We start from the raw sequence: 17603 nt of genomic DNA, 5'->3' as shown, positions 1-17603 counted from the left end.
TAGATAGATAGATAGATAGAAATTATATCAAAATATATTTTAAATTTAAAGAAAATTCTATAAAACTGATGTGTTTTTGGTTTTTAGGAAAGGTTTGAGAATGGTTTGCTGAGGCACCATTGATAGAAATAATAAAGCTTTTTAAAGAGTGTTTATTACACCATGCGAGCTGTTTGTCTAAAAATGCCGGTGTGGGAAAAACATGGGCTATAAACGCTATTTTAGGAATTGAATCTTCAAGTAGGATAAAAAGGCCATTATCTTGAACGCAAATTTTATAGTGAGGGAATTGTTTATAAAGCTCTAAAAAAACCATGTTTTCAAACACGCTTAAAAGCGATGGATTAGGGGTTAGATAGTATGGTAGGGCAAAATCATATAGATAAAGCTTGCTTTTATTATTTTCAAAACTTGGGACTAAAAAAATAAGGTGTTTTTCTTCTAAGGTATGTAGGAATTTATAAAGAGTATCTTTAGAGATTTTAAGTTCTTTTTTAAATTGCGTGTAGAGATAAAAAGCGGTCGTAAAATGTGATTGATGAGCGCATATTTTAGCGAGTAGGGGGGCATGAGCTTGAAAAGCAAGTTTGATATTTTTTTGTTTTTGTAAAGTCTTTTCTCGCTCGCTATGACTTTCAAAAAAGCGTGAATCTAGTGCGTTACCTTCTTTTAAAAAGCGGTTGAATAGAGTATTTTTGGGGGTATTTGGTTTAAAAGAGCTAACATACTCTTTAAAACTTAGTCCTAACGCATAGCAAGGGGAAAAATCTTGTGGGATTTTAAGAGAGCTTAAGGGGCTAGGGATTAGCACGATTTTAGGGAGTTTTGGGAGGCTAAAATCTAATTGTTCTACATTGTCTAAAATGAGTAAGTCCATTTTCTTTTCTAAATACCATTTTAATAGCCAAGAGTTTAAAACATCTTTGTTTAAACGCATATCATTATAATCTATATAAATGGGATTTTTAAAATGCTTTGTCATATCAAGAGCAAACGAAGTTTTTCCAACTTGAGGAGCTCCTAAAAGACAGATTTTATCGCTATCTAGGGCTAAAAGAGGGTTTTGTAAAAAAGAATGAGAGAAAGTATCAAAAGGGCCAAAAGGATATAAACACGAAAATGGCATGGTAACTCCAAGTTTAAAAATGCAAATAGTGTTTTTAGATAATCAAAGCATGCCATATTTCCTTACAAAAAGGAAGTAAAACATTCTAAAAAGTGCCTAAAAAGCGTTAGAATTATTGACTAAGTAGCTCAATTTTAGTAGTATTTTAGTTTTTAATTTATTGTTTTACTCTATTTAGAAATAAGTGAAACGAGTTCTTTTAGGAGAGTTTTTTATGGAAAAAATCAGGTTGAAGCTCAAAGCTTATGACCATAGAGTGTTGGACCGCTCCGTTGTGGCTATTGTGGAAGCAGTAAAGCGTTCAGGTTCTGAAATTAGAGGGCCTATTCCTTTACCGACTAAGAACAAGCGTTACACCGTTTTACGCTCTCCACACATCAACAAGGATTCAAGAGAGCAGTTTGAGATTAGGGTTTATAGCCGATTGATTGATATTATTTCGGCCACCCCAGAAACCGTAGATAGCTTGATGAAGTTAGACTTGGCTCCAGAAGTAGATGTAGAAGTTACTTCTATGGAAACTAAGTAGTTTGAACGCATTGAGACTAATAAAATAAGGGTTAGAATATGGAATTTTTAGTTCAAAAGATAGGCATGAGCCGCACCATTGATGCTAACAGCACGCCTGTAACTTTGCTTAAAGTTTTACAAGCTAAGGTGTGCCAGCTAGAAAATGGAAAAGCTTTAGTGGCCTATGCTATGCATAAGAAACATAATAAAGCGATTGAGGGTCAGCAAAAGAAATACCAGCTCAGCAAAGAGTTTAACCACTTCGCTACCTTAAAGGCAACTCATCAGCAAGAGCTTGGCGACTTAGATGTAAGCGTTTTAGAAACACTTAAGAGAGTTAAGGCGAGCTTTAAGACTAAGGGGCGAGGTTTTGCAGGGGTCATGAAGCGTTGGAATTTCCAAGGTGGTCCTGCAGCTCATGGTAGCCGTTTCCATCGCCGCCCCGGCTCTATCGGTAATAGAGAGTGGCCAGGAAGAGTGCAAAAGGGTAGGAAAATGGCAGGGCACTATGGCAATGAGCTAGTAACTTGTCAAAACGAGGTTGTTTCTTTTGATAAAGAAAGCATGGTATTAGTGCTAAAGGGTTCAGTAGCCGGTTTTTCTGGTGCTTATGGACGCATTAGAGCGTTATAAAACCATAATTGAATATATAATATAAAGGGTTTGATATGAGTAAGGCCATCGTTTTAGACAGCCATTTGAAAGAAAAGGGTAATGTTGAATTGCCTAAAAGATATGAGAATATCAACAGCCATAATCTCTATCTATATGTAAAGCACTATTTATCTTCTATGCGTGCAAATACCGCTAAGAGTAAGAACCGCTCTGAGGTCAGCGGAGGTGGTAGAAAGCCTTGGGCACAAAAAGGGGGTGGAAGAGCTAGAGCAGGAAGTATCACTTCGCCTGTATTTGTAGGCGGAGGTGTATCTCATGGGGCTACGAATAACCGCAATTACAATCTTAAAATCAACAAGAAGCAAAAGCGTCTGGCTTTGGAATACGCTTTAGAAGAAAAAGCACAAGCTAACAAGCTTTTTGTGGTGGAAAAAATCGCTATAGAAGGCGTGGTTGAAGATAATAAAAGAAAACATTTAACTAAAGAAGTTAGCAAGATGTTTCAAGCTTTGGAGCAGCGAGATACTTTATTTGTGTGCATGAATATGGACAAATACACTGAGTTAGCTTTTAGTAACCTTAAGAAGTGTCTTATTATTGATGTTTGCGAGTTAAATGCTTATCTTTTAGCGGCGTTTAGCTCTGTGGTTATGGAAGAAGCAGCTTTTCAGCATGTTGTGCAAGATAAGACAGAGGAGTAAAAAATGGCAGACATCATGGATATAAAGTCAATTCTTTACACTGAAAAGTCATTAGGATTGCAAGAAAAAGGTGTTTTAGTAGTTCAAACGGCTCAAAATGTTACTAAAAACCAACTCAAGGAAGTGTTTAAAACTTACTTTGGCTTTGAGCCTTTAAAAATCAATTCTTTGAAGCAAGAGGGTAAGGTTAAACGCTTTAGAGGCAAGCTTGGGCAAAGAAAGTCGTTTAAGAAATTTTATGTGAAAGTTCCAGAGGGCGCTAGCATTGCCGCCCTTGGCGCTTAGTAGAAAGGAGAAGGTGCTATGGCGATTAAAACTTATAAGCCCTACACACCAAGCAGACGCTTTATGTCTGTATTGGATTCTAAAGACATTACAGCAAAAAGTAGTGTTAGAGGCTTACTAACTAAGCTTAAAGCAACAGCGGGTAGAAACAATAATGGGCGCATTACTAGCCGTCATAAAGAGCGTGGGGCTAAAAAACTCTACCGCATTATTGATTTTAAACGCAATAAATACAATATTGAGGGAAAAGTTTCTGCGATTGAATATGACCCATACAGAAATTCACGCATCGCATTGGTAGTTTATCCTGATGGGGATAAGCGCTACATTTTACAGCCAAGTGGGCTAAAGGTAGGGGATAGCATTATTGCAGCTGAAGGTGGCTTAGATATTAAAGTAGGCTTTGCAATGAAGTTAAAAAATATCCCTATTGGAACTGTGGTGCATAATATTGAAATGCATCCGGGGGCTGGCGGACAATTAGCAAGAAGTGCGGGTATGAGCGCTCAAATTATGGGTAGAGAGGGTAAATATACTATTCTTAGAATGCCAAGTTCTGAAATGCGCTACATTTTAAGTGAGTGCATGGCGACTATTGGCGTGGTAGGGAATGAGGATTTTATCAATGTTTCTATTGGTAAAGCAGGGCGTAACCGCCATAGAGGGATTCGCCCACAAACTCGTGGTAGTGCGATGAACCCAGTAGATCACCCGCATGGTGGTGGTGAAGGTAAAACAGGGACAAGCGGTCATCCTGTATCGCCTTGGGGTATTCCAGCTAAGGGCTATAAGACTAGAAGAAAAAAAGCTAGTGATAAGCTCATCATTTCTAGAAAGAAACATAAATAAAGGGTTAAAGAATGGCTAGGTCAATTAAGAAAGGTCCTTTTATAGACGACCACTTGATGAAGAAAACGCTTAAGGCAAAAGAGGGCAAGGATAATCGTCCTATTAAAACATGGTCTAGAAGAAGCACTATTTTGCCTGAAATGATTGGTTTTACCTATAATGTGCATAACGGAAGAGTCTTTGTTCCTGTCTATATCACAGAAAACCATGTGGGTTACAAGCTAGGAGAATTTGCTCCTACAAGAACCTTTAAAGGACACAAGGGTAGTGTCCAAAAAAAGATTGGTAAGTAAGGGGAAAAAATGAGCAAAGCGTTATTAAGATTTGTGCGGTTATCTCCTACTAAAGCAAGATTGATTGCAAGACAAATTCAAGGCATGAATGCAGAATTAGCGATTGCTAGTTTGGAATTTACGCCTAATAAAGCCGCCAGAGTGCTTTCAAAGGTAGTTGCTTCTGCAGTAGCTAACGGCTCTTTAGATGCCAAGAGTGCCATGATTGTTTCCTGTAGAGTGGATGCAGGTCCTGTGCTTAGACGCTCCATGCCAAGAGCTAAAGGAAGAGCTACAGCAATTAGAAAGCCAACATCTCATGTATTAGTAGAAGTAGCAGAAGGAAAAGAAATGAAATCTTCTAAAAGCCATAAAAAAAATAAAGCAGAAGGTAAATAGGGCATGGGACAAAAAGTTAATCCGATAGGTTTGAGATTAGGCATTAATAGGAATTGGACTTCTAGATGGTTTCCTAGCACTCGCACAGCTCCAAGCAATATTGATGAAGACCATCAAATTAGGAAGTTTCTTAAAAAAGAGCTTTATTATGCTGGTGTGAGCGAAATTGTGATTGAAAGAGCGGCTAAAAAATTGCGTGTTACAGTTGTGGCAGCTCGTCCGGGACTTATCATTGGTAAGAAAGGCGTGGATATTGAGAAAGTCAAAGAAGGCCTAAAAAAGCTTATCAAAAAAGAAGTTTCCATTAATATTAAGGAAGTCAAACGCCCACAAGCCAACGCTCAATTAGCAGCAGAAAATGTAGCGACCCAACTAGAAAAAAGAGTAGCTTTCCGCCGTGCAATGAAAAAAGTTATGCAGGGGGCATTAAAATCTGGTGCTAAAGGTGTTAAAGTGCGTGTTTCTGGTCGTTTAGCAGGGGCTGAAATCGCTCGCACAGAATGGTATATGGAAGGGCGTGTGCCATTACACACTTTAAGGGCCAAGATTGATTATGGCTTTGCAGAAGCGATGACCGTATATGGTATTATTGGCGTAAAAGTATGGATTTTCAAAGGGGAAGTTTTACAAAAAGGCATTCAATTTGAAAAGAAAGAAGAAGCTAGAGAAGAAAGAGAGCCTAGAAGAAGTAGAAGAGGGAGGCAATAATTATGTTAATGCCAAAAAGAACAAAATATAGAAAGCAAATGAAAGGACGCAATCGTGGTAAAGCCTATCGCGGTAACTCTATTGCGTTTGGAGATATTGCGATTAAAGCTATAGAGCATGGAAGAATTGATTCACGCCAAATTGAATCCGCAAGGGTGGCTATGACTAGGCACATTAAAAGAGCGGGTAAGGTGTGGATTAGGGTATTTCCTGATAAGCCTTTAACTGCTAAGCCTTTAGAAACTAGAATGGGTAAAGGTAAAGGCTCTGTAGAAAAATGGGTGATGAATATCAAGCCCGGTAGGATTGTTTATGAAATGTTAGGAATTGAAGAAGGACTAGCTAGAGAAGCTTTAGCATTAGCTCAGAGCAAACTTCCTTTTAAAACTAAAATTGTAACTTGTGAGAGCGAAAATGAAATATACTGAATTGAAAGATAAAAGTATCACGGAATTAAAAGAGTTGTTGCATGCTAAGAAAGCGGAGCTTTTTGAGTTACGCATTAAGCTAAAGGCTATGCAATTGAGTAATCCTAATGAGATTAAGAAAGCTAGAAGAAATATCGCTCGCATTAATACCGCCATTAATGCGCATTATTCTTCAAATGTTTAGTAAGAAAAAGGGTAAAAGTTATGAATACTAAAGAGCCACATAAAAGGCTAGTGCAAGGCAAGGTTATCAGCAAGTTTGCTGAAAAAAGTGCCGTTATTCTTGTAGAAAGAAAGGTAGTGCATGCAAAATACCGCAAGATTGTTAAGAAGTTTAAGAAATACACTATCCATGACCAAGACAATCAAGTAAAAGTAGGAGATTTTGTGAGTGCGATTGAGTGCAAGCCTATTTCTAAAACTAAGTCTTTTACACTCAAAGAAATTTTAGTGGTAGGAGTATAAGGCTATGATACAAAGTTTTACAAGATTAACCGTAGCAGATAATAGCGGTGCTAAAGAAATCATGTGTATTAAGGTATTAGGTGGGAGCCATAAGCGTTATGCAACAGTAGGTAGCGTGATTGTAGCTTCTGTAAAGAAAGCTATCCCTAATGGTAAGGTTAAACGCGGTCAGGTTGTAAAAGCGGTTATTGTTAGAACTAAGAAAGAGATTCAAAGAAAAAATGGTTCTTTGGTGCGTTTTGATGATAATGCAGCTGTTATCTTAGATGCTAAAAAAGACCCTATTGGCACAAGGATTTTTGGACCAGTGAGCAGAGAAGTGCGTTATGCTAATTTTATGAAAATTATTTCTCTAGCACCGGAGGTTTTATAATATGAAATGCAAAATTAAAAAAGATGACATGGTTAAAATCATTGCAGGAGATGATAAGGGAAAAGTAGCTAAGGTTTTGGCTGTATTTCCTAAGACTTCTGAAGTGATTGTAGAAGGGTGCAAGGTAGTAAAAAAAGCGATTAAGCCTACTGATGATAACCCTAAGGGGGGCTTTATCCAAAAAGAAAAGCCCATGCATATTTCTAATGTGAAGAAAGCATAAGGAGTTCTTGTTATGTTTGGTTTAAAACAATTTTATCAAGATGAAGTGCGAGCGAAACTCGCACAAGAATTAGGGATTACTAACCCTATGCTTTTGCCTAAGTTGGAAAAGATTGTTATTAGCGTAGGTGCTGGCATGCATTCAAAAGACATGAAAATCATGCAAAATATCGCTCAAACAATTTCTTTGATTGCAGGGCAAAAAGCAGTTATTACCAAGGCAAAAAAATCTGTTGCAGGGTTTAAGATTAGAGAGGGTATGGCAGTAGGTGCTAAAGTTACTTTAAGAAATAAACGCATGTATAATTTCTTAGAAAAGCTTATTGTGATTTCTTTACCTAGAGTGAAGGACTTTAGAGGGATTTCACGAAATGGTTTTGATGGGCGTGGGAACTATACCTTTGGTATCAATGAGCAATTGATTTTCCCAGAAGTGGTTTATGATGATATTATGGTGAGTCATGGAATGAATATCACTATGGTAACTTCTACAGACAGCGATAAAGAAGCGTTCAAGTTATTAGAATTGCTTGGACTGCCTTTTGCAAAAGTAAGATAAGGGATTAAGAATATGGCTAAAAAATCAATGATAGCAAAGGCAAAGAGAAAACCAAAATTTCAAGTAAGAGCTTATACTAGATGTAGGATTTGTGGCAGACCTCATTCTGTTTATAGAGATTTTGGACTTTGTAGAGTATGCCTTAGAAAAATGGGCAATGAGGGATTAATCCCAGGTCTTAGAAAAGCTAGTTGGTAAGGAATAAAATATGGTAAATGATATAATTGCAGATTCATTAACTCGCTTGAGAAATGCTTCTATGCGTCGCTTAGAAGTTACACAGCTTTATTATGCCAAGATTGTAGTTTCCATTTTAGAAATTTTTAAAGAAAAAGGTTTCATCAAGGATTATAATATCAAAGATAAAGATAAGAAACAATCTATTTTTGTGCAATTAGCTTATGATGAAAAAGGGCATTCAAAAATTAGTGAAGTGAAACGCTTGAGTAAGCCCGGTCGTCGTGTGTATAAGCAAAAGAGTGAGTTAAAGCGCTTTAAAAATGGCTATGGCGTGATTGTGGTAAGCACTTCTAAGGGTGTGATTACTAATGAAGAAGCTTACAGACAAAATGTCGGTGGCGAAGTGCTTTGCAGTATTTGGTAAAGGATTAAAAGATGTCAAGAATTGGAAAAAGAATCATTGAAATCCCAAGCTCTGTGCAAGTAAATGTTGAGGGGAGTAAATTGCTTTTTAAAAACAGCAAAGAAAAGCATGAGCTAGAAACTCACAGCCGAGTTAAAATCGTGCTTGAGGCAAATAAATTAAGTTTTCAGCCTGTAGGTGAGGATCCGCAATCTAGGGCTTATTGGGGAACTTATGGGGCTTTAGCGAATAACATTGTTATTGGATTAAGCACCGGTTTTTCTAAGACTTTGGAAGTGAATGGCGTGGGTTATAAGGTGGCTTTAAGCGGTAAAACTTTAGATTTAAGCTTAGGCTTTAGCCATCCGGTTAAATACCCTATTCCAGAAGGGATTGAAATGGTAGTAGAAAAGAACACTATTACTATAAAGGGGAGTGATAAGCAAAAAGTAGGACAAGTTGCTGCTGAAATTAGAAGTTTTAGACCACCAGAGCCATACAAGGGCAAGGGCGTGAAATACAGCGATGAAGTCATTATTAGAAAAGCTGGTAAGACAGCTAAAAAATAAGTAAGGTAAAGTGATGAACGCAAAAGCACTATATAAAAAGAAAGCCTTAAGAGAACGCAGAAAATCAAGAATTAAAAGCAAACTCTTTGGCGATGCTATGAGACCAAGGGTGAGCGTATTTCGTTCAAACCGCTATTTTTATGCTCAAGCGATTGATGATGTCAAGCAAAGCACAATAGCACACATTGATGGCAGAAAAATGGGCTTTAAAAATACACAAGAAGATGCTAAAAAATTAGGCACTCTCTTTGCTGAAGAATTGAAAAAAGCAGGCATTGAGCAAGTGGTTTATGATAGGAATGGCTATCTTTACCATGGGGTTGTAGCTACATTTGCAGAGACTTTGAGAGAGAATGGGATTGTCCTATAATTAGAAAGGAAAAGTATGGAAGAGATTAATAGAGAAGAATTTCAAGAAGTAGTCGTCAATATTGGTCGTGTAACCAAAGTAGTTAAAGGCGGTAGAAGATTTCGTTTCAATGCTTTAGTGGTTGTAGGCAATAAGAATGGGCTTGTAGGGTTTGGTTTAGGTAAGGCTAAGGAAGTTCCCGATGCGATTAAAAAAGCTGTAGATGATGCGTTTAAAAATCTTATTCATGTAACCATCAAGGGAACAACCATTGCCCATGATATTGAGCATAAATACAATGCGAGTCGTATCTTATTGAAACCTGCAAGCGAGGGAACAGGAGTGATTGCTGGGGGTTCAACACGCCCTATTATTGAATTGGCAGGCATTAAGGATATTCTAACCAAGTCTTTAGGCTCAAATAACCCTTATAATGTTGTGCGTGCGACTTTTGACGCTCTAGCTAAGATTAAAGCGTAATTTAAAAGGATTGTTATGGGATTAGAAAATTTAAAACCAGCTAAAGGTAGCGTTAAAAAAATCAAGCGCGTAGGTCGTGGACAAGGTAGCGGTATGGGAAAAACTGCTACAAGAGGTGGTAAAGGTCAAACAGCAAGAACCGGCTATAAAGCCAAAAGAGGCTTTGAGGGCGGTCAACAACCTTTGCAACGCCGTCTTCCTAAAGTAGGCTTTAGGACTAAAGATTCTCATATTTATTCTATCAATATAGAAAAATGTGAAGTTATTAAGAGCTTAGAAGAAATTACTTTTTCAAGCTTGCGTGAGGTGCATCATTTTCCCCTTTATATTGAAGGCGTGAAATTGATTGGTAAAGATGCAAAAACATTGGCTTCTAAAATCAAAGATGAGAGAATTACAACAAGCGGGCAGAAGTAATGCTTTGGCCTTACCAGCTTAATTTGAAATTAGAGGAATAAGGATAAGTAAGATTATGAATAAAGCCATTGCTAGTAAGATACTCATCACTTTAGGTTTTTTATTTCTCTACAGAGTATTAGCTTATATTCCCATTCCCGGCGTAGATTTAGCAGCGATTAAGGCCTTTTTTGATAGCAATTCAAATAATGCCTTGGGGCTGTTTAATATGTTTAGCGGTAATGCGGTTTCTCGCTTGAGTATTATTTCTTTGGGTATTATGCCTTACATCACTTCTTCCATTATTATGGAACTTTTGAGTGCCACTTTTCCTAACTTAGCTAAAATGAAGAAAGAGCGAGATGGCATGCAAAAATACATGCAAATTGTTCGCTATCTAACCATTTTAATCACTTTAATACAAGCAGTGAGTGTTTCAGTTGGCTTAAGAAGCATTAGCGGTGGAGCGAATGGGGCTATTATGATTGATATGCAAGTCTTTATAGTGGTTTCAGCGTTTTCTATGCTTACAGGAACGATGTTGCTTATGTGGATAGGGGAGCAAATCACACAACGAGGCGTGGGTAATGGGATTAGTCTCATTATTTTTGCGGGGATTGTTTCAGGGATTCCTTCGGCAATTTCAGGCACATTCAATCTTGTCAATACCGGCGTTATCAATATCTTAATGCTGATTGGTATTGTATTGATTGTTTTGGCAACAATTTTTGTTATTATCTATGTAGAATTAGCGGAGCGAAGGATTCCCATTTCTTACGCACGCAAAGTGGTTATGCAAAACCAAAATAAGCGCATTATGAATTACATTCCTATTAAGCTAAATTTAAGCGGAGTGATTCCACCGATTTTTGCTTCAGCGTTGCTCGTATTTCCTTCCACTATTTTGCAGCAAGCCACAAGCAATAAAACCTTGCAAGCTATTGCGGATTTTTTAAGTCCGCAAGGGTATGCGTATAATATTTTAATGTTCTTACTCATTATATTCTTTGCTTATTTTTACTCTTCTATTGTGTTTAATTCTAAGGACATTGCGGACAATTTAAGGCGTAATGGTGGGTATATTCCGGGACTTAGACCCGGAGAGGGAACTTCATCTTTTTTAAATTCTGTAGCAAGTAAGCTCACTTTATGGGGCTCATTGTATTTGGCATTAATCTCTACTGTGCCTTGGATTTTAGTGAAGGCTATGGGTGTGCCCTTTTATTTTGGAGGCACTGCAGTGTTGATTGTGGTTCAAGTCGCCATTGATACCATGAAGAAAATTGAAGCACAGGTTTATATGAGCAAGTATAAGACTCTGAGTGCGGTAGGCTTTTAATGGCAATTTCTATTAAAAGCCCCAAAGAAATCAAAGCTCTGAGAAAGGCCGGAGAACTCACCGCTAAAACCTTAGCTTTTTTGGAACAAGAAGTAAAACCCGGTGTTTCACTTTTAGAGTTGGATAAAATGGCTGAAGATTTCATCAAATCTTTTGGGGCTAGACCTGCTTTTAAGGGGTTATATGGATTTCCTAATTCTGTATGCATGTCGCTGAATACAATTGTAATTCATGGTATTCCTACTAATTATGTTTTACAAGAGGGCGATATTATAGGCTTGGATTTGGGGGTGGAGATTGATGGCTATTATGGCGATGCGGCTGTTACGCTTCCTGTAGGTGCGATAAGCTCACAAGATGAGAAATTGCTCGCTTGCTCTAAGGATACCTTAATGCATGCCATTAGTTTGATTGAAGTGGGCATGCATTTTAAAGAGTTGAGTCAAATTTTAGAGGGTGCTATTGTAGGAAGGGGTTTTGTGCCTTTGAAAGGGTTTTGTGGACATGGCATTGGTAGAAAACCCCATGAAGAACCTGAAATTCCTAATTACCTAGAAAAGGGTGTGAAGCCAAATAGTGGGCCTAAAATCAAAGAAGGCATGGTATTTTGCTTAGAGCCTATGGTATGTCAAAAACAGGGTGAGCCTAAAATACTAGAGGACAAGTGGAGCGTGGTTTCAGTGGATGGGCTTAATACAAGCCACCATGAGCATACTATCGCAATTATTGACAATAAAGCAGTGATTCTTACGGAGCATTAATGGCAAGAGATGATGTTATAGAAGTTGATGGAAAAGTGATTGAGGCGTTGCCTAATGCTACTTTCAAAGTAGAGTTAGACAACAAACATGTAGTGCTGTGCAGGATTTCTGGAAAGATGCGCATGCACTACATTAGGATTTCTTTAGGTGATAGGGTCAAGCTAGAGCTTACGCCCTATAGTTTAGACAAAGGTCGGATAACTTTTAGGTATAAATAGTGCCTTAAGAGTTATTTTAACGAAAACATGATATTATAAAAGTTTTTAGTAGTGCCTAATATCAAAGGAGCGAAATTATGAAAGTCAGGCCATCAGTAAAGAAGATGTGCGATAAGTGCAAAATTATTAAGAGAAGGGGCGTTATCAGAGTTATCTGTGCTACCCCTAAACACAAACAAAGACAAGGATAAAGCATGGCAAGGATTTCTGGTGTAGATTTACCAAAGAAAAAGAGAGTTGAGTATGCGCTTACTTATATTTATGGGATTGGTCTCAAAAGCTCAAGAGAGATTTTAGAGGCAGTAGGCGTTTCTTTTGATAAGCGTGTGCATGAATTGAGCGAAGATGAAGTGTCTAGCATTGCCAAAAAAATCCAACAAAGCTATCTAGTAGAGGGTGATTTGCGTAAGAAAGTTCAAATGGATATAAAATCTTTAATGGACTTAGGAAGTTATCGTGGCATTAGACATCGTAAGGGTCTTCCTGTAAGGGGTCAAACCACAAAAAATAACGCTAGAACTCGTAAGGGTAAGAAAAAAACCGTTGGTAGCAAGTAGGAAAAATTAAGGAGATTATGGTTTTATGGCTAAAAGAAATGTAGCGACTAAAAAGAAAGTCGTCAAAAAGAATATCGCTAGAGGGGTTGTTTATATTTCAGCAACCTTTAATAACACAAATATCACTATAACTGATGAAATGGGTAATGTGATTTGCTGGAGCACTGCAGGTGGTCTAGGCTTTAAGGGTTCTAAAAAATCTACTCCTTATGCGGCTCAACAAGCTGTAGAAAGTGCTTTAAGCAAAGCTAAAGAGCATGGCGTTAAAGAAGTGGGCATTAAGGTTCAAGGTCCGGGTAGCGGGCGTGAAACCGCCATTAAGAGCGTGGGTGCGACTGAGGGTATTAAGGTGCTTTGGATAAAAGATATTACCCCTCTTCCTCATAATGGTTGCAGACCACCTAAAAGAAGAAGAGTGTAAGGAGATTTTATGGCAAGATATAGAGGTGCAGTAGAAAAATTAGAAAGGCGTTTTGGGGTTTCTCTGGCTTTAAAAGGCGAGAGAAGATTGAGTGGAAAAAGTGCTTTAGATAAGAGAGCCTATGGACCGGGTCAACATGGACAAAGACGAGCCAAAATCTCTGAATATGGTTTGCAGTTAAGAGAAAAGCAAAAAGCTAAGATGATGTATGGGATTTCTGAAAAACAATTTAGAAGTATCTTTGTAGAGGCAAATCGTTTAGATGGCAATACGGGTGAAAATCTCATTCGTTTGATTGAGAGAAGATTGGATAATGTAGTCTATCGCATGGGATTTGCTACTACTAGAAGTTCTGCTAGGCAGTTGGTAACACATGGGCATGTGCTTGTAGATGGTAAGCGTTTGGATATTCCATCTTACTTTGTGCGTTCAGGGCAAAAGGTTGAGATTATAGAAAAAACTAAAAATAACCCTCAAGTAGTGCGTGCTATGGATTTAACCGCTCAAACAGGCATCGTGCCATGGATTGATGTGGAAAAAGACAAAAAATACGGTATCTTTACTCGCTACCCTGAAAGGGAAGAAGTGGTTGTTCCCATTGAAGAGAGATTAATCGTAGAATTGTATTCTAAGTAAGGGGTAAGAGCATGAAATTTATCAAAACAGCGCCCTTGATTCCTTCAGAAATCAAGGTGCTAGAGAAAGAAGGTAATCATATCAAAATTTCTCTAGCTCCGTTTGAGTTTGGTTATGCCGTTACGCTTGCCCACCCCATTAGAAGATTGTTGCTTTTAAGTTCTGTAGGGTATGCTCCTGTAGGATTAAAGATTGATGGCGTGCATCATGAATTTGATTCTTTGAGAGGAGTAACTGAAGATGTTTCGCTTTTTATAATGAATTTAAAAAACATTCGTTTTATAGCTAAGGAATTGGCAGAGCAAGGCACTTCCTCTGAAAATCAATCGGTCGTGGTGGATTATTCTTTCAAAGGACCTAGAGAACTTAAGGCTAAGGATTTGGCATCTGAGCATATAGAGATTGTAAATCCTGAAATGCCTTTAGCGACAATCAATGAAGATGCACAACTAAATTTTTCGCTCATTATTTACAAGGGTATGGGGTATGTCCCAAGCGAAAATGTAAGAGAATTGATGCCTGAGGGATATATGCCTTTGGATTGTTCTTTTACGCCAATAAAAAATGTGGTTTATGATATTGAAAATGTTTTAGTTGAGGGAGACCCTAACTATGAGAGAATTATTTTTAATATTGAGACTGATGGACAAGTTGACCCCTATGATGCGTTTTTATCTGCAGTGAGAGTTATGAGTAAACAACTAGGAGTTTTTGGCGAAACACCTATTGCAAATGCGGAGCATTCAAGCGACTACTCTCAAAAAGATGACTCTAAAGATTTGAGTGCTAAGATTGAAACCATGAATTTGAGTGCGAGATGCTTTAACTGCTTGGATAAAATTGGCATTAAATATATAGGCGAACTCGTTTTAATGAGTGAAGAGGAGCTTAAGGGTGTGAAAAACATGGGCAAGAAGTCTTATGATGAAATCGCAGAAAAGCTTAGTGATTTAGGTTATCCAGTAGGCACAGAATTAAGCTCTGAGCAGAAAGAAAACTTAAAGAAAAGATTAGAAAAATTAGAAGATAAGGGAGGCAACGACTGATGAGACATAGACACGGATACCGCAAGCTTGGTAGAACAAGCTCGCACAGAAAGGCATTGTTAAAGAATTTAGCAATTGCTTTGATTGAACATAATAAAATTGAAACAGGAATTTACAAGGCAAAAGAATTGCGTAGTTACATTGAGAAGCTTACAACAGTAGCTCGTGTAGGCGATTTTAATGCACACCGCCATGTTTTTGCCTATTTGCAAAATAAAGAAGCTACTCACAAGCTTGTAACTGAAATCGCACCTAAATACGCACAAAGAAATGGTGGTTATACAAGAATCCAACGCACCACTTTTAGAAGAGGGGATGCTTCTACGCTCGCTACAATTGAATTTGTATAAGCTTTCATTTGCAATTAACCAAAGCTCTTTATGAGTTTTGGTTGCAAAATTTCATTATTTTTTAAAATTACAAAACTTCAAATTTTTATAAAAAATAGGTTTTAAAATGACTAAAAGTAAAAAAGAGTTATTTTTAGAGCTTGCTAGACCTAATGAAAATGGAGTAAGCCGTTGGGTGAGCGTTGCAGAATTTGTAGAGAAATATCAAGAGTTACAACTAGGTAATGGTGGTAGTTGGTGTAGAGCCAACTCGTCTTTAGCTAAAGAATTTAGTTTGGAATTTGATAAAACTCAAACTTTAGGAAATTCTATTGATAGAATACGCTTGAATGGTTACAATACTAAACTCATTTTTAATCAAAATATCCGCCAAGACATTAAAGATTATTATAAACAACAATGTTGTGCCATGTGTGGTGTGTATGGTAACTTTAAAAACACTAAAATAGAGATAGACCATAAAGATGGTCGTAAAGATAATCCAAGAGTTTCTAATTTAGCTACACAGACTCTCGACGACTTCTAAGCTTTATGTAAGGCTTGTAATGACAAAAAACGCCAAATTTGTAAAAAATGTAAAGAGAGTGGTATTAGATGGAGTGCAACACAAATTCCGGGAATTGTTGTTGCTTTTTATAAGGGTAATGAAAAATATACTGAAGAAGTTAGGTTGTGAAGGTTGCTATCAATATGACCCCATTAAATACAGAGAATTTTGCAACAAGGATAAAAATATATGAACTACATCGGCTCTAAATACAAGCTCATTGCTTTTATCAAAGAAAATATTCACGCTGTTGTGGGTAACAACCTCTCTAACGCTATTTTTTGTGATTTATTCGCTGGCACAGGCATTGTGGGTCGTGCGTTTAAACTAGATGTTAAAAAGGTGATTTCTAATGATTTGGAGTATTATAGCTTTGTATTGAATCAAAATTATATTTATAACACTAAAGAAATTCCTAAGAAAGAAGAGCTTATTAACATGCTTAATAGCGTTACTTTAAAAAAAGGATTTATCTATTCGCATTATTCTTTAGGGGGGAGCAAAAGGCAGTATTTTAGCGAAATAAACGCTCAAAAAATTGATGCGATGCGTTTAAAAATTGAAGAACTCAAACTTTCTCAAAGTATTGATAGCAACACCTATTACTTTTTGCTCGCTTCATTATTAGAGAGTGCGGACAAGGTGGCTAACACCGCTTCGGTTTATGGAGCTTTTTTAAAGCAACTCAAAAGAAGCGCATCAAAAGAACTGATATTAGAAAGCGCTCATTTTGATTTGAGTAAAAATTTAAACGAAGTGTATCAGCAAGATTCTAATGATTTGATTGAAAAAATTTCAGGGGATATTTTGTATTTAGACCCCCCTTATAATGCGAGACAATACGGAGCGAATTACCATTTATTAAACACGATTGCCACTTACAAGCCTTTCATTCCAAGAGGAAAAACTGGCTTGCCTAACTATCAAAAATCATCTTTTTGTTCTCGTGCTAAAATCCTAAACGCTTTTGAAAATTTGATAAAAAAAGCACGATTTAAATACATTTTTTTAAGCTATAACAACGAAGGGCTTATGAGTGAAACAGAGATTAGAAATATCTTAGAGAAGTATGGCACTTACTCATTAGCCACAAAAACTTATACACGCTTTAAAGCTGATAACAAACGCGCACAAAAAGCCACACACACCAAAGAATATTTGCATATCCTTATTAAGTAGGTTTGTATAGGCTTTAATCTTAATAGTAGAAAGTTTAAGGTGTATTTTTGGAATTTTATTTTTAAAAAGTAGAAATAATAATGGGGCGTATAGGGTTTTGTTTAAAGCTATAGTTTAGAACAAAGTGAATGAAAGGTTATACATAAAAGATAGCACATCAATAATAAAGGCAGTAAATAACCTATAACACCCATTTTATAAAAAATCAAGCCCACTAAAGATAAGAACAATATCCAATAAATTGCCATGCCTTTTACAGAAAACATGATAGATAAATAATTAAACCTACAAGGGTCTTTTTCTAACAAATCATCTCTTGGAAGAACTTCAAACATTCTTTTGGCAGTTGTGGGTCTATTTTCTATAAGCCATTTATGTTGCTCTCTAAACATTCTTCCAAATCTAAGATAATACGCATCTAAAAACCAAAAGCATGTTAATAACACCCCTAAAACACATAAATACCCATAAGAAATGCTTTCTATTGCAAAAGATGAAGAGCTGATAGAATTAAGAGATAAAACCCCAGTTGCTAGAGCAAGAGTCCATTTTTTACATTCTAAAGAATGCTGGGACATTCTATTGATAATACCTTGCAAAATCTTTAGCTCTTCTACAAGGATTGTTTGTCTGTCTGTGGGGGTTTTATTATCCATGCTT

The 17603-nt window shown here is 37.1% G+C and carries 32 protein-coding genes and 1 pseudogene; 31 read left to right on the top strand and 2 right to left on the bottom strand.

Going from position 1 to position 17603, the window contains the following annotated elements:
• Positions 1 to 22: 22 nt before the first annotated feature.
• Positions 23 to 1126 (bottom strand): ATP-binding protein, encoded by a 1104-nt coding sequence (locus C6H25_RS02105; protein WP_104747831.1) that lies wholly within the window; start codon positions 1124 to 1126, stop codon positions 23 to 25.
• A gap of 214 nt (positions 1127 to 1340) precedes the next feature.
• Between C6H25_RS02105 and rpsJ the strand changes: the two genes are divergently transcribed.
• The 31 genes and pseudogenes from rpsJ to C6H25_RS01950 all read left to right on the top strand — a co-directional run bounded on the left by rpsJ (position 1341) and on the right by C6H25_RS01950 (position 16943).
• Complete coding sequence (rpsJ, locus tag C6H25_RS02100) at positions 1341 to 1655, top strand: 30S ribosomal protein S10 (protein WP_014659337.1); 315 nt, start codon at positions 1341 to 1343, stop codon at positions 1653 to 1655.
• A gap of 38 nt (positions 1656 to 1693) precedes the next feature.
• Positions 1694 to 2269 (top strand): 50S ribosomal protein L3, encoded by a 576-nt coding sequence (rplC, locus tag C6H25_RS02095; RefSeq protein WP_014659336.1) that lies wholly within the window; start codon positions 1694 to 1696, stop codon positions 2267 to 2269.
• Positions 2270 to 2304: 35 nt separating this feature from the next.
• On the top strand, positions 2305 to 2952 hold the full coding sequence (rplD, locus tag C6H25_RS02090; RefSeq protein ID WP_104747830.1) for a 50S ribosomal protein L4: 648 nt from the start codon (positions 2305 to 2307) through the stop codon (positions 2950 to 2952).
• Between the two features lie 3 nt (positions 2953 to 2955).
• Positions 2956 to 3237, top strand: coding sequence for a 50S ribosomal protein L23 (locus C6H25_RS02085; protein WP_000763613.1), 282 nt, complete (start codon positions 2956 to 2958; stop codon positions 3235 to 3237).
• Between the two features lie 18 nt (positions 3238 to 3255).
• Entirely contained in the window at positions 3256 to 4086 is an 831-nt protein-coding gene (gene rplB, locus C6H25_RS02080; RefSeq protein WP_104747829.1) for a 50S ribosomal protein L2, read from the top strand.
• 11 nt (positions 4087 to 4097) lie between these two features.
• Positions 4098 to 4379, top strand: coding sequence for a 30S ribosomal protein S19 (gene rpsS / locus C6H25_RS02075; RefSeq protein WP_014659333.1), 282 nt, complete (start codon positions 4098 to 4100; stop codon positions 4377 to 4379).
• A 9-nt stretch (positions 4380 to 4388) separates the two neighbouring features.
• On the top strand, positions 4389 to 4757 hold the full coding sequence (rplV, locus tag C6H25_RS02070; protein WP_104747828.1) for a 50S ribosomal protein L22: 369 nt from the start codon (positions 4389 to 4391) through the stop codon (positions 4755 to 4757).
• Between the two features lie 3 nt (positions 4758 to 4760).
• Positions 4761 to 5465 carry a 30S ribosomal protein S3 gene (rpsC, locus tag C6H25_RS02065; protein ID WP_104747827.1) on the top strand — a complete coding sequence of 235 codons (705 nt, stop codon included), beginning with the start codon at positions 4761 to 4763 and terminating at the stop codon, positions 5463 to 5465.
• Positions 5466 to 5467: 2 nt separating this feature from the next.
• Positions 5468 to 5893, top strand: coding sequence for a 50S ribosomal protein L16 (gene rplP, locus C6H25_RS02060; RefSeq protein ID WP_014659330.1), 426 nt, complete (start codon positions 5468 to 5470; stop codon positions 5891 to 5893).
• The gene (gene rpmC / locus C6H25_RS02055; RefSeq protein ID WP_104747826.1) at positions 5880 to 6077 is read left to right on the top strand and encodes a 50S ribosomal protein L29; all 198 of its coding nucleotides are present in this window, start codon (positions 5880 to 5882) and stop codon (positions 6075 to 6077) included. The genes rplP and rpmC overlap by 14 nt, the downstream gene beginning before the upstream one ends.
• Before the next feature lie 20 nt (positions 6078 to 6097).
• Complete coding sequence (gene rpsQ, locus C6H25_RS02050; RefSeq protein WP_104747825.1) at positions 6098 to 6358, top strand: 30S ribosomal protein S17; 261 nt, start codon at positions 6098 to 6100, stop codon at positions 6356 to 6358.
• Between the two features lie 4 nt (positions 6359 to 6362).
• Positions 6363 to 6731: a 50S ribosomal protein L14 gene (rplN, locus tag C6H25_RS02045; RefSeq protein ID WP_104747824.1), complete on the top strand. Its 369-nt coding sequence runs from the start codon at positions 6363 to 6365 to the stop codon at positions 6729 to 6731.
• A gap of 1 nt (position 6732) precedes the next feature.
• Complete coding sequence (gene rplX, locus C6H25_RS02040; RefSeq protein WP_104747823.1) at positions 6733 to 6954, top strand: 50S ribosomal protein L24; 222 nt, start codon at positions 6733 to 6735, stop codon at positions 6952 to 6954.
• Between the two features lie 12 nt (positions 6955 to 6966).
• Complete coding sequence (rplE, locus tag C6H25_RS02035; RefSeq protein ID WP_104747822.1) at positions 6967 to 7512, top strand: 50S ribosomal protein L5; 546 nt, start codon at positions 6967 to 6969, stop codon at positions 7510 to 7512.
• A gap of 12 nt (positions 7513 to 7524) precedes the next feature.
• A complete protein-coding gene (locus C6H25_RS02030; RefSeq protein ID WP_104747821.1) occupies positions 7525 to 7710 on the top strand; it encodes a type Z 30S ribosomal protein S14 in 186 nt (61 codons plus the stop codon).
• A gap of 10 nt (positions 7711 to 7720) precedes the next feature.
• Positions 7721 to 8116 carry a 30S ribosomal protein S8 gene (gene rpsH / locus C6H25_RS02025; protein ID WP_104747820.1) on the top strand — a complete coding sequence of 132 codons (396 nt, stop codon included), beginning with the start codon at positions 7721 to 7723 and terminating at the stop codon, positions 8114 to 8116.
• Positions 8117 to 8127: 11 nt separating this feature from the next.
• Entirely contained in the window at positions 8128 to 8664 is a 537-nt protein-coding gene (rplF, locus tag C6H25_RS02020; RefSeq protein ID WP_104747819.1) for a 50S ribosomal protein L6, read from the top strand.
• Positions 8665 to 8677: 13 nt separating this feature from the next.
• Complete coding sequence (gene rplR / locus C6H25_RS02015) at positions 8678 to 9034, top strand: 50S ribosomal protein L18 (RefSeq protein ID WP_104747818.1); 357 nt, start codon at positions 8678 to 8680, stop codon at positions 9032 to 9034.
• A 15-nt stretch (positions 9035 to 9049) separates the two neighbouring features.
• Complete coding sequence (rpsE, locus tag C6H25_RS02010) at positions 9050 to 9493, top strand: 30S ribosomal protein S5 (protein WP_014659320.1); 444 nt, start codon at positions 9050 to 9052, stop codon at positions 9491 to 9493.
• A 15-nt stretch (positions 9494 to 9508) separates the two neighbouring features.
• The gene (gene rplO, locus C6H25_RS02005; RefSeq protein WP_104747817.1) at positions 9509 to 9910 is read left to right on the top strand and encodes a 50S ribosomal protein L15; all 402 of its coding nucleotides are present in this window, start codon (positions 9509 to 9511) and stop codon (positions 9908 to 9910) included.
• 55 nt (positions 9911 to 9965) lie between these two features.
• Positions 9966 to 11228, top strand: a complete 1263-nt coding sequence (gene secY, locus C6H25_RS02000) for a preprotein translocase subunit SecY (protein WP_104747816.1) — start codon at positions 9966 to 9968, stop codon at positions 11226 to 11228.
• Entirely contained in the window at positions 11228 to 11989 is a 762-nt protein-coding gene (gene map, locus C6H25_RS01995) for a type I methionyl aminopeptidase (protein ID WP_104747815.1), read from the top strand. Before secY ends, map begins: the two co-directional genes overlap by 1 nt.
• Positions 11989 to 12207: a translation initiation factor IF-1 gene (infA, locus tag C6H25_RS01990; protein WP_014659316.1), complete on the top strand. Its 219-nt coding sequence runs from the start codon at positions 11989 to 11991 to the stop codon at positions 12205 to 12207. The genes map and infA overlap by 1 nt, the downstream gene beginning before the upstream one ends.
• 77 nt (positions 12208 to 12284) lie before the next feature.
• Positions 12285 to 12398 (top strand): 50S ribosomal protein L36, encoded by a 114-nt coding sequence (gene rpmJ / locus C6H25_RS01985; protein ID WP_000868339.1) that lies wholly within the window; start codon positions 12285 to 12287, stop codon positions 12396 to 12398.
• Between the two features lie 3 nt (positions 12399 to 12401).
• Positions 12402 to 12764: a 30S ribosomal protein S13 gene (gene rpsM, locus C6H25_RS01980; RefSeq protein WP_014660295.1), complete on the top strand. Its 363-nt coding sequence runs from the start codon at positions 12402 to 12404 to the stop codon at positions 12762 to 12764.
• A gap of 25 nt (positions 12765 to 12789) precedes the next feature.
• Positions 12790 to 13185 (top strand): 30S ribosomal protein S11, encoded by a 396-nt coding sequence (gene rpsK, locus C6H25_RS01975; protein ID WP_014659314.1) that lies wholly within the window; start codon positions 12790 to 12792, stop codon positions 13183 to 13185.
• A 9-nt stretch (positions 13186 to 13194) separates the two neighbouring features.
• The gene (gene rpsD, locus C6H25_RS01970; RefSeq protein WP_104747814.1) at positions 13195 to 13821 is read left to right on the top strand and encodes a 30S ribosomal protein S4; all 627 of its coding nucleotides are present in this window, start codon (positions 13195 to 13197) and stop codon (positions 13819 to 13821) included.
• 11 nt (positions 13822 to 13832) lie between these two features.
• Positions 13833 to 14867 carry a DNA-directed RNA polymerase subunit alpha gene (locus C6H25_RS01965; protein WP_104747813.1) on the top strand — a complete coding sequence of 345 codons (1035 nt, stop codon included), beginning with the start codon at positions 13833 to 13835 and terminating at the stop codon, positions 14865 to 14867.
• Positions 14867 to 15217, top strand: a complete 351-nt coding sequence (gene rplQ, locus C6H25_RS01960; protein ID WP_104747812.1) for a 50S ribosomal protein L17 — start codon at positions 14867 to 14869, stop codon at positions 15215 to 15217. Before C6H25_RS01965 ends, rplQ begins: the two co-directional genes overlap by 1 nt.
• Positions 15218 to 15323: 106 nt before the next feature.
• Positions 15324 to 15957, top strand: a pseudogene (locus tag C6H25_RS01955) (HNH endonuclease).
• The gene (locus C6H25_RS01950; RefSeq protein WP_104747811.1) at positions 15954 to 16943 is read left to right on the top strand and encodes a DNA adenine methylase; all 990 of its coding nucleotides are present in this window, start codon (positions 15954 to 15956) and stop codon (positions 16941 to 16943) included. Before C6H25_RS01955 ends, C6H25_RS01950 begins: the two are co-directional and overlap by 4 nt.
• Before the next feature lie 107 nt (positions 16944 to 17050).
• Here the strand turns inward: C6H25_RS01950 and C6H25_RS01945 are convergent, their stop codons facing one another.
• Complete coding sequence (locus C6H25_RS01945; RefSeq protein WP_104747810.1) at positions 17051 to 17599, bottom strand: hypothetical protein; 549 nt, start codon at positions 17597 to 17599, stop codon at positions 17051 to 17053.
• Positions 17600 to 17603: the final 4 nt, after the last annotated feature.

The organism is Helicobacter cetorum, from assembly GCF_900198405.1.
GTDB lineage: Bacteria > Campylobacterota > Campylobacteria > Campylobacterales > Helicobacteraceae > Helicobacter > Helicobacter cetorum_C.
This window is presented reverse-complemented; position numbering and strand designations above follow the sequence as displayed.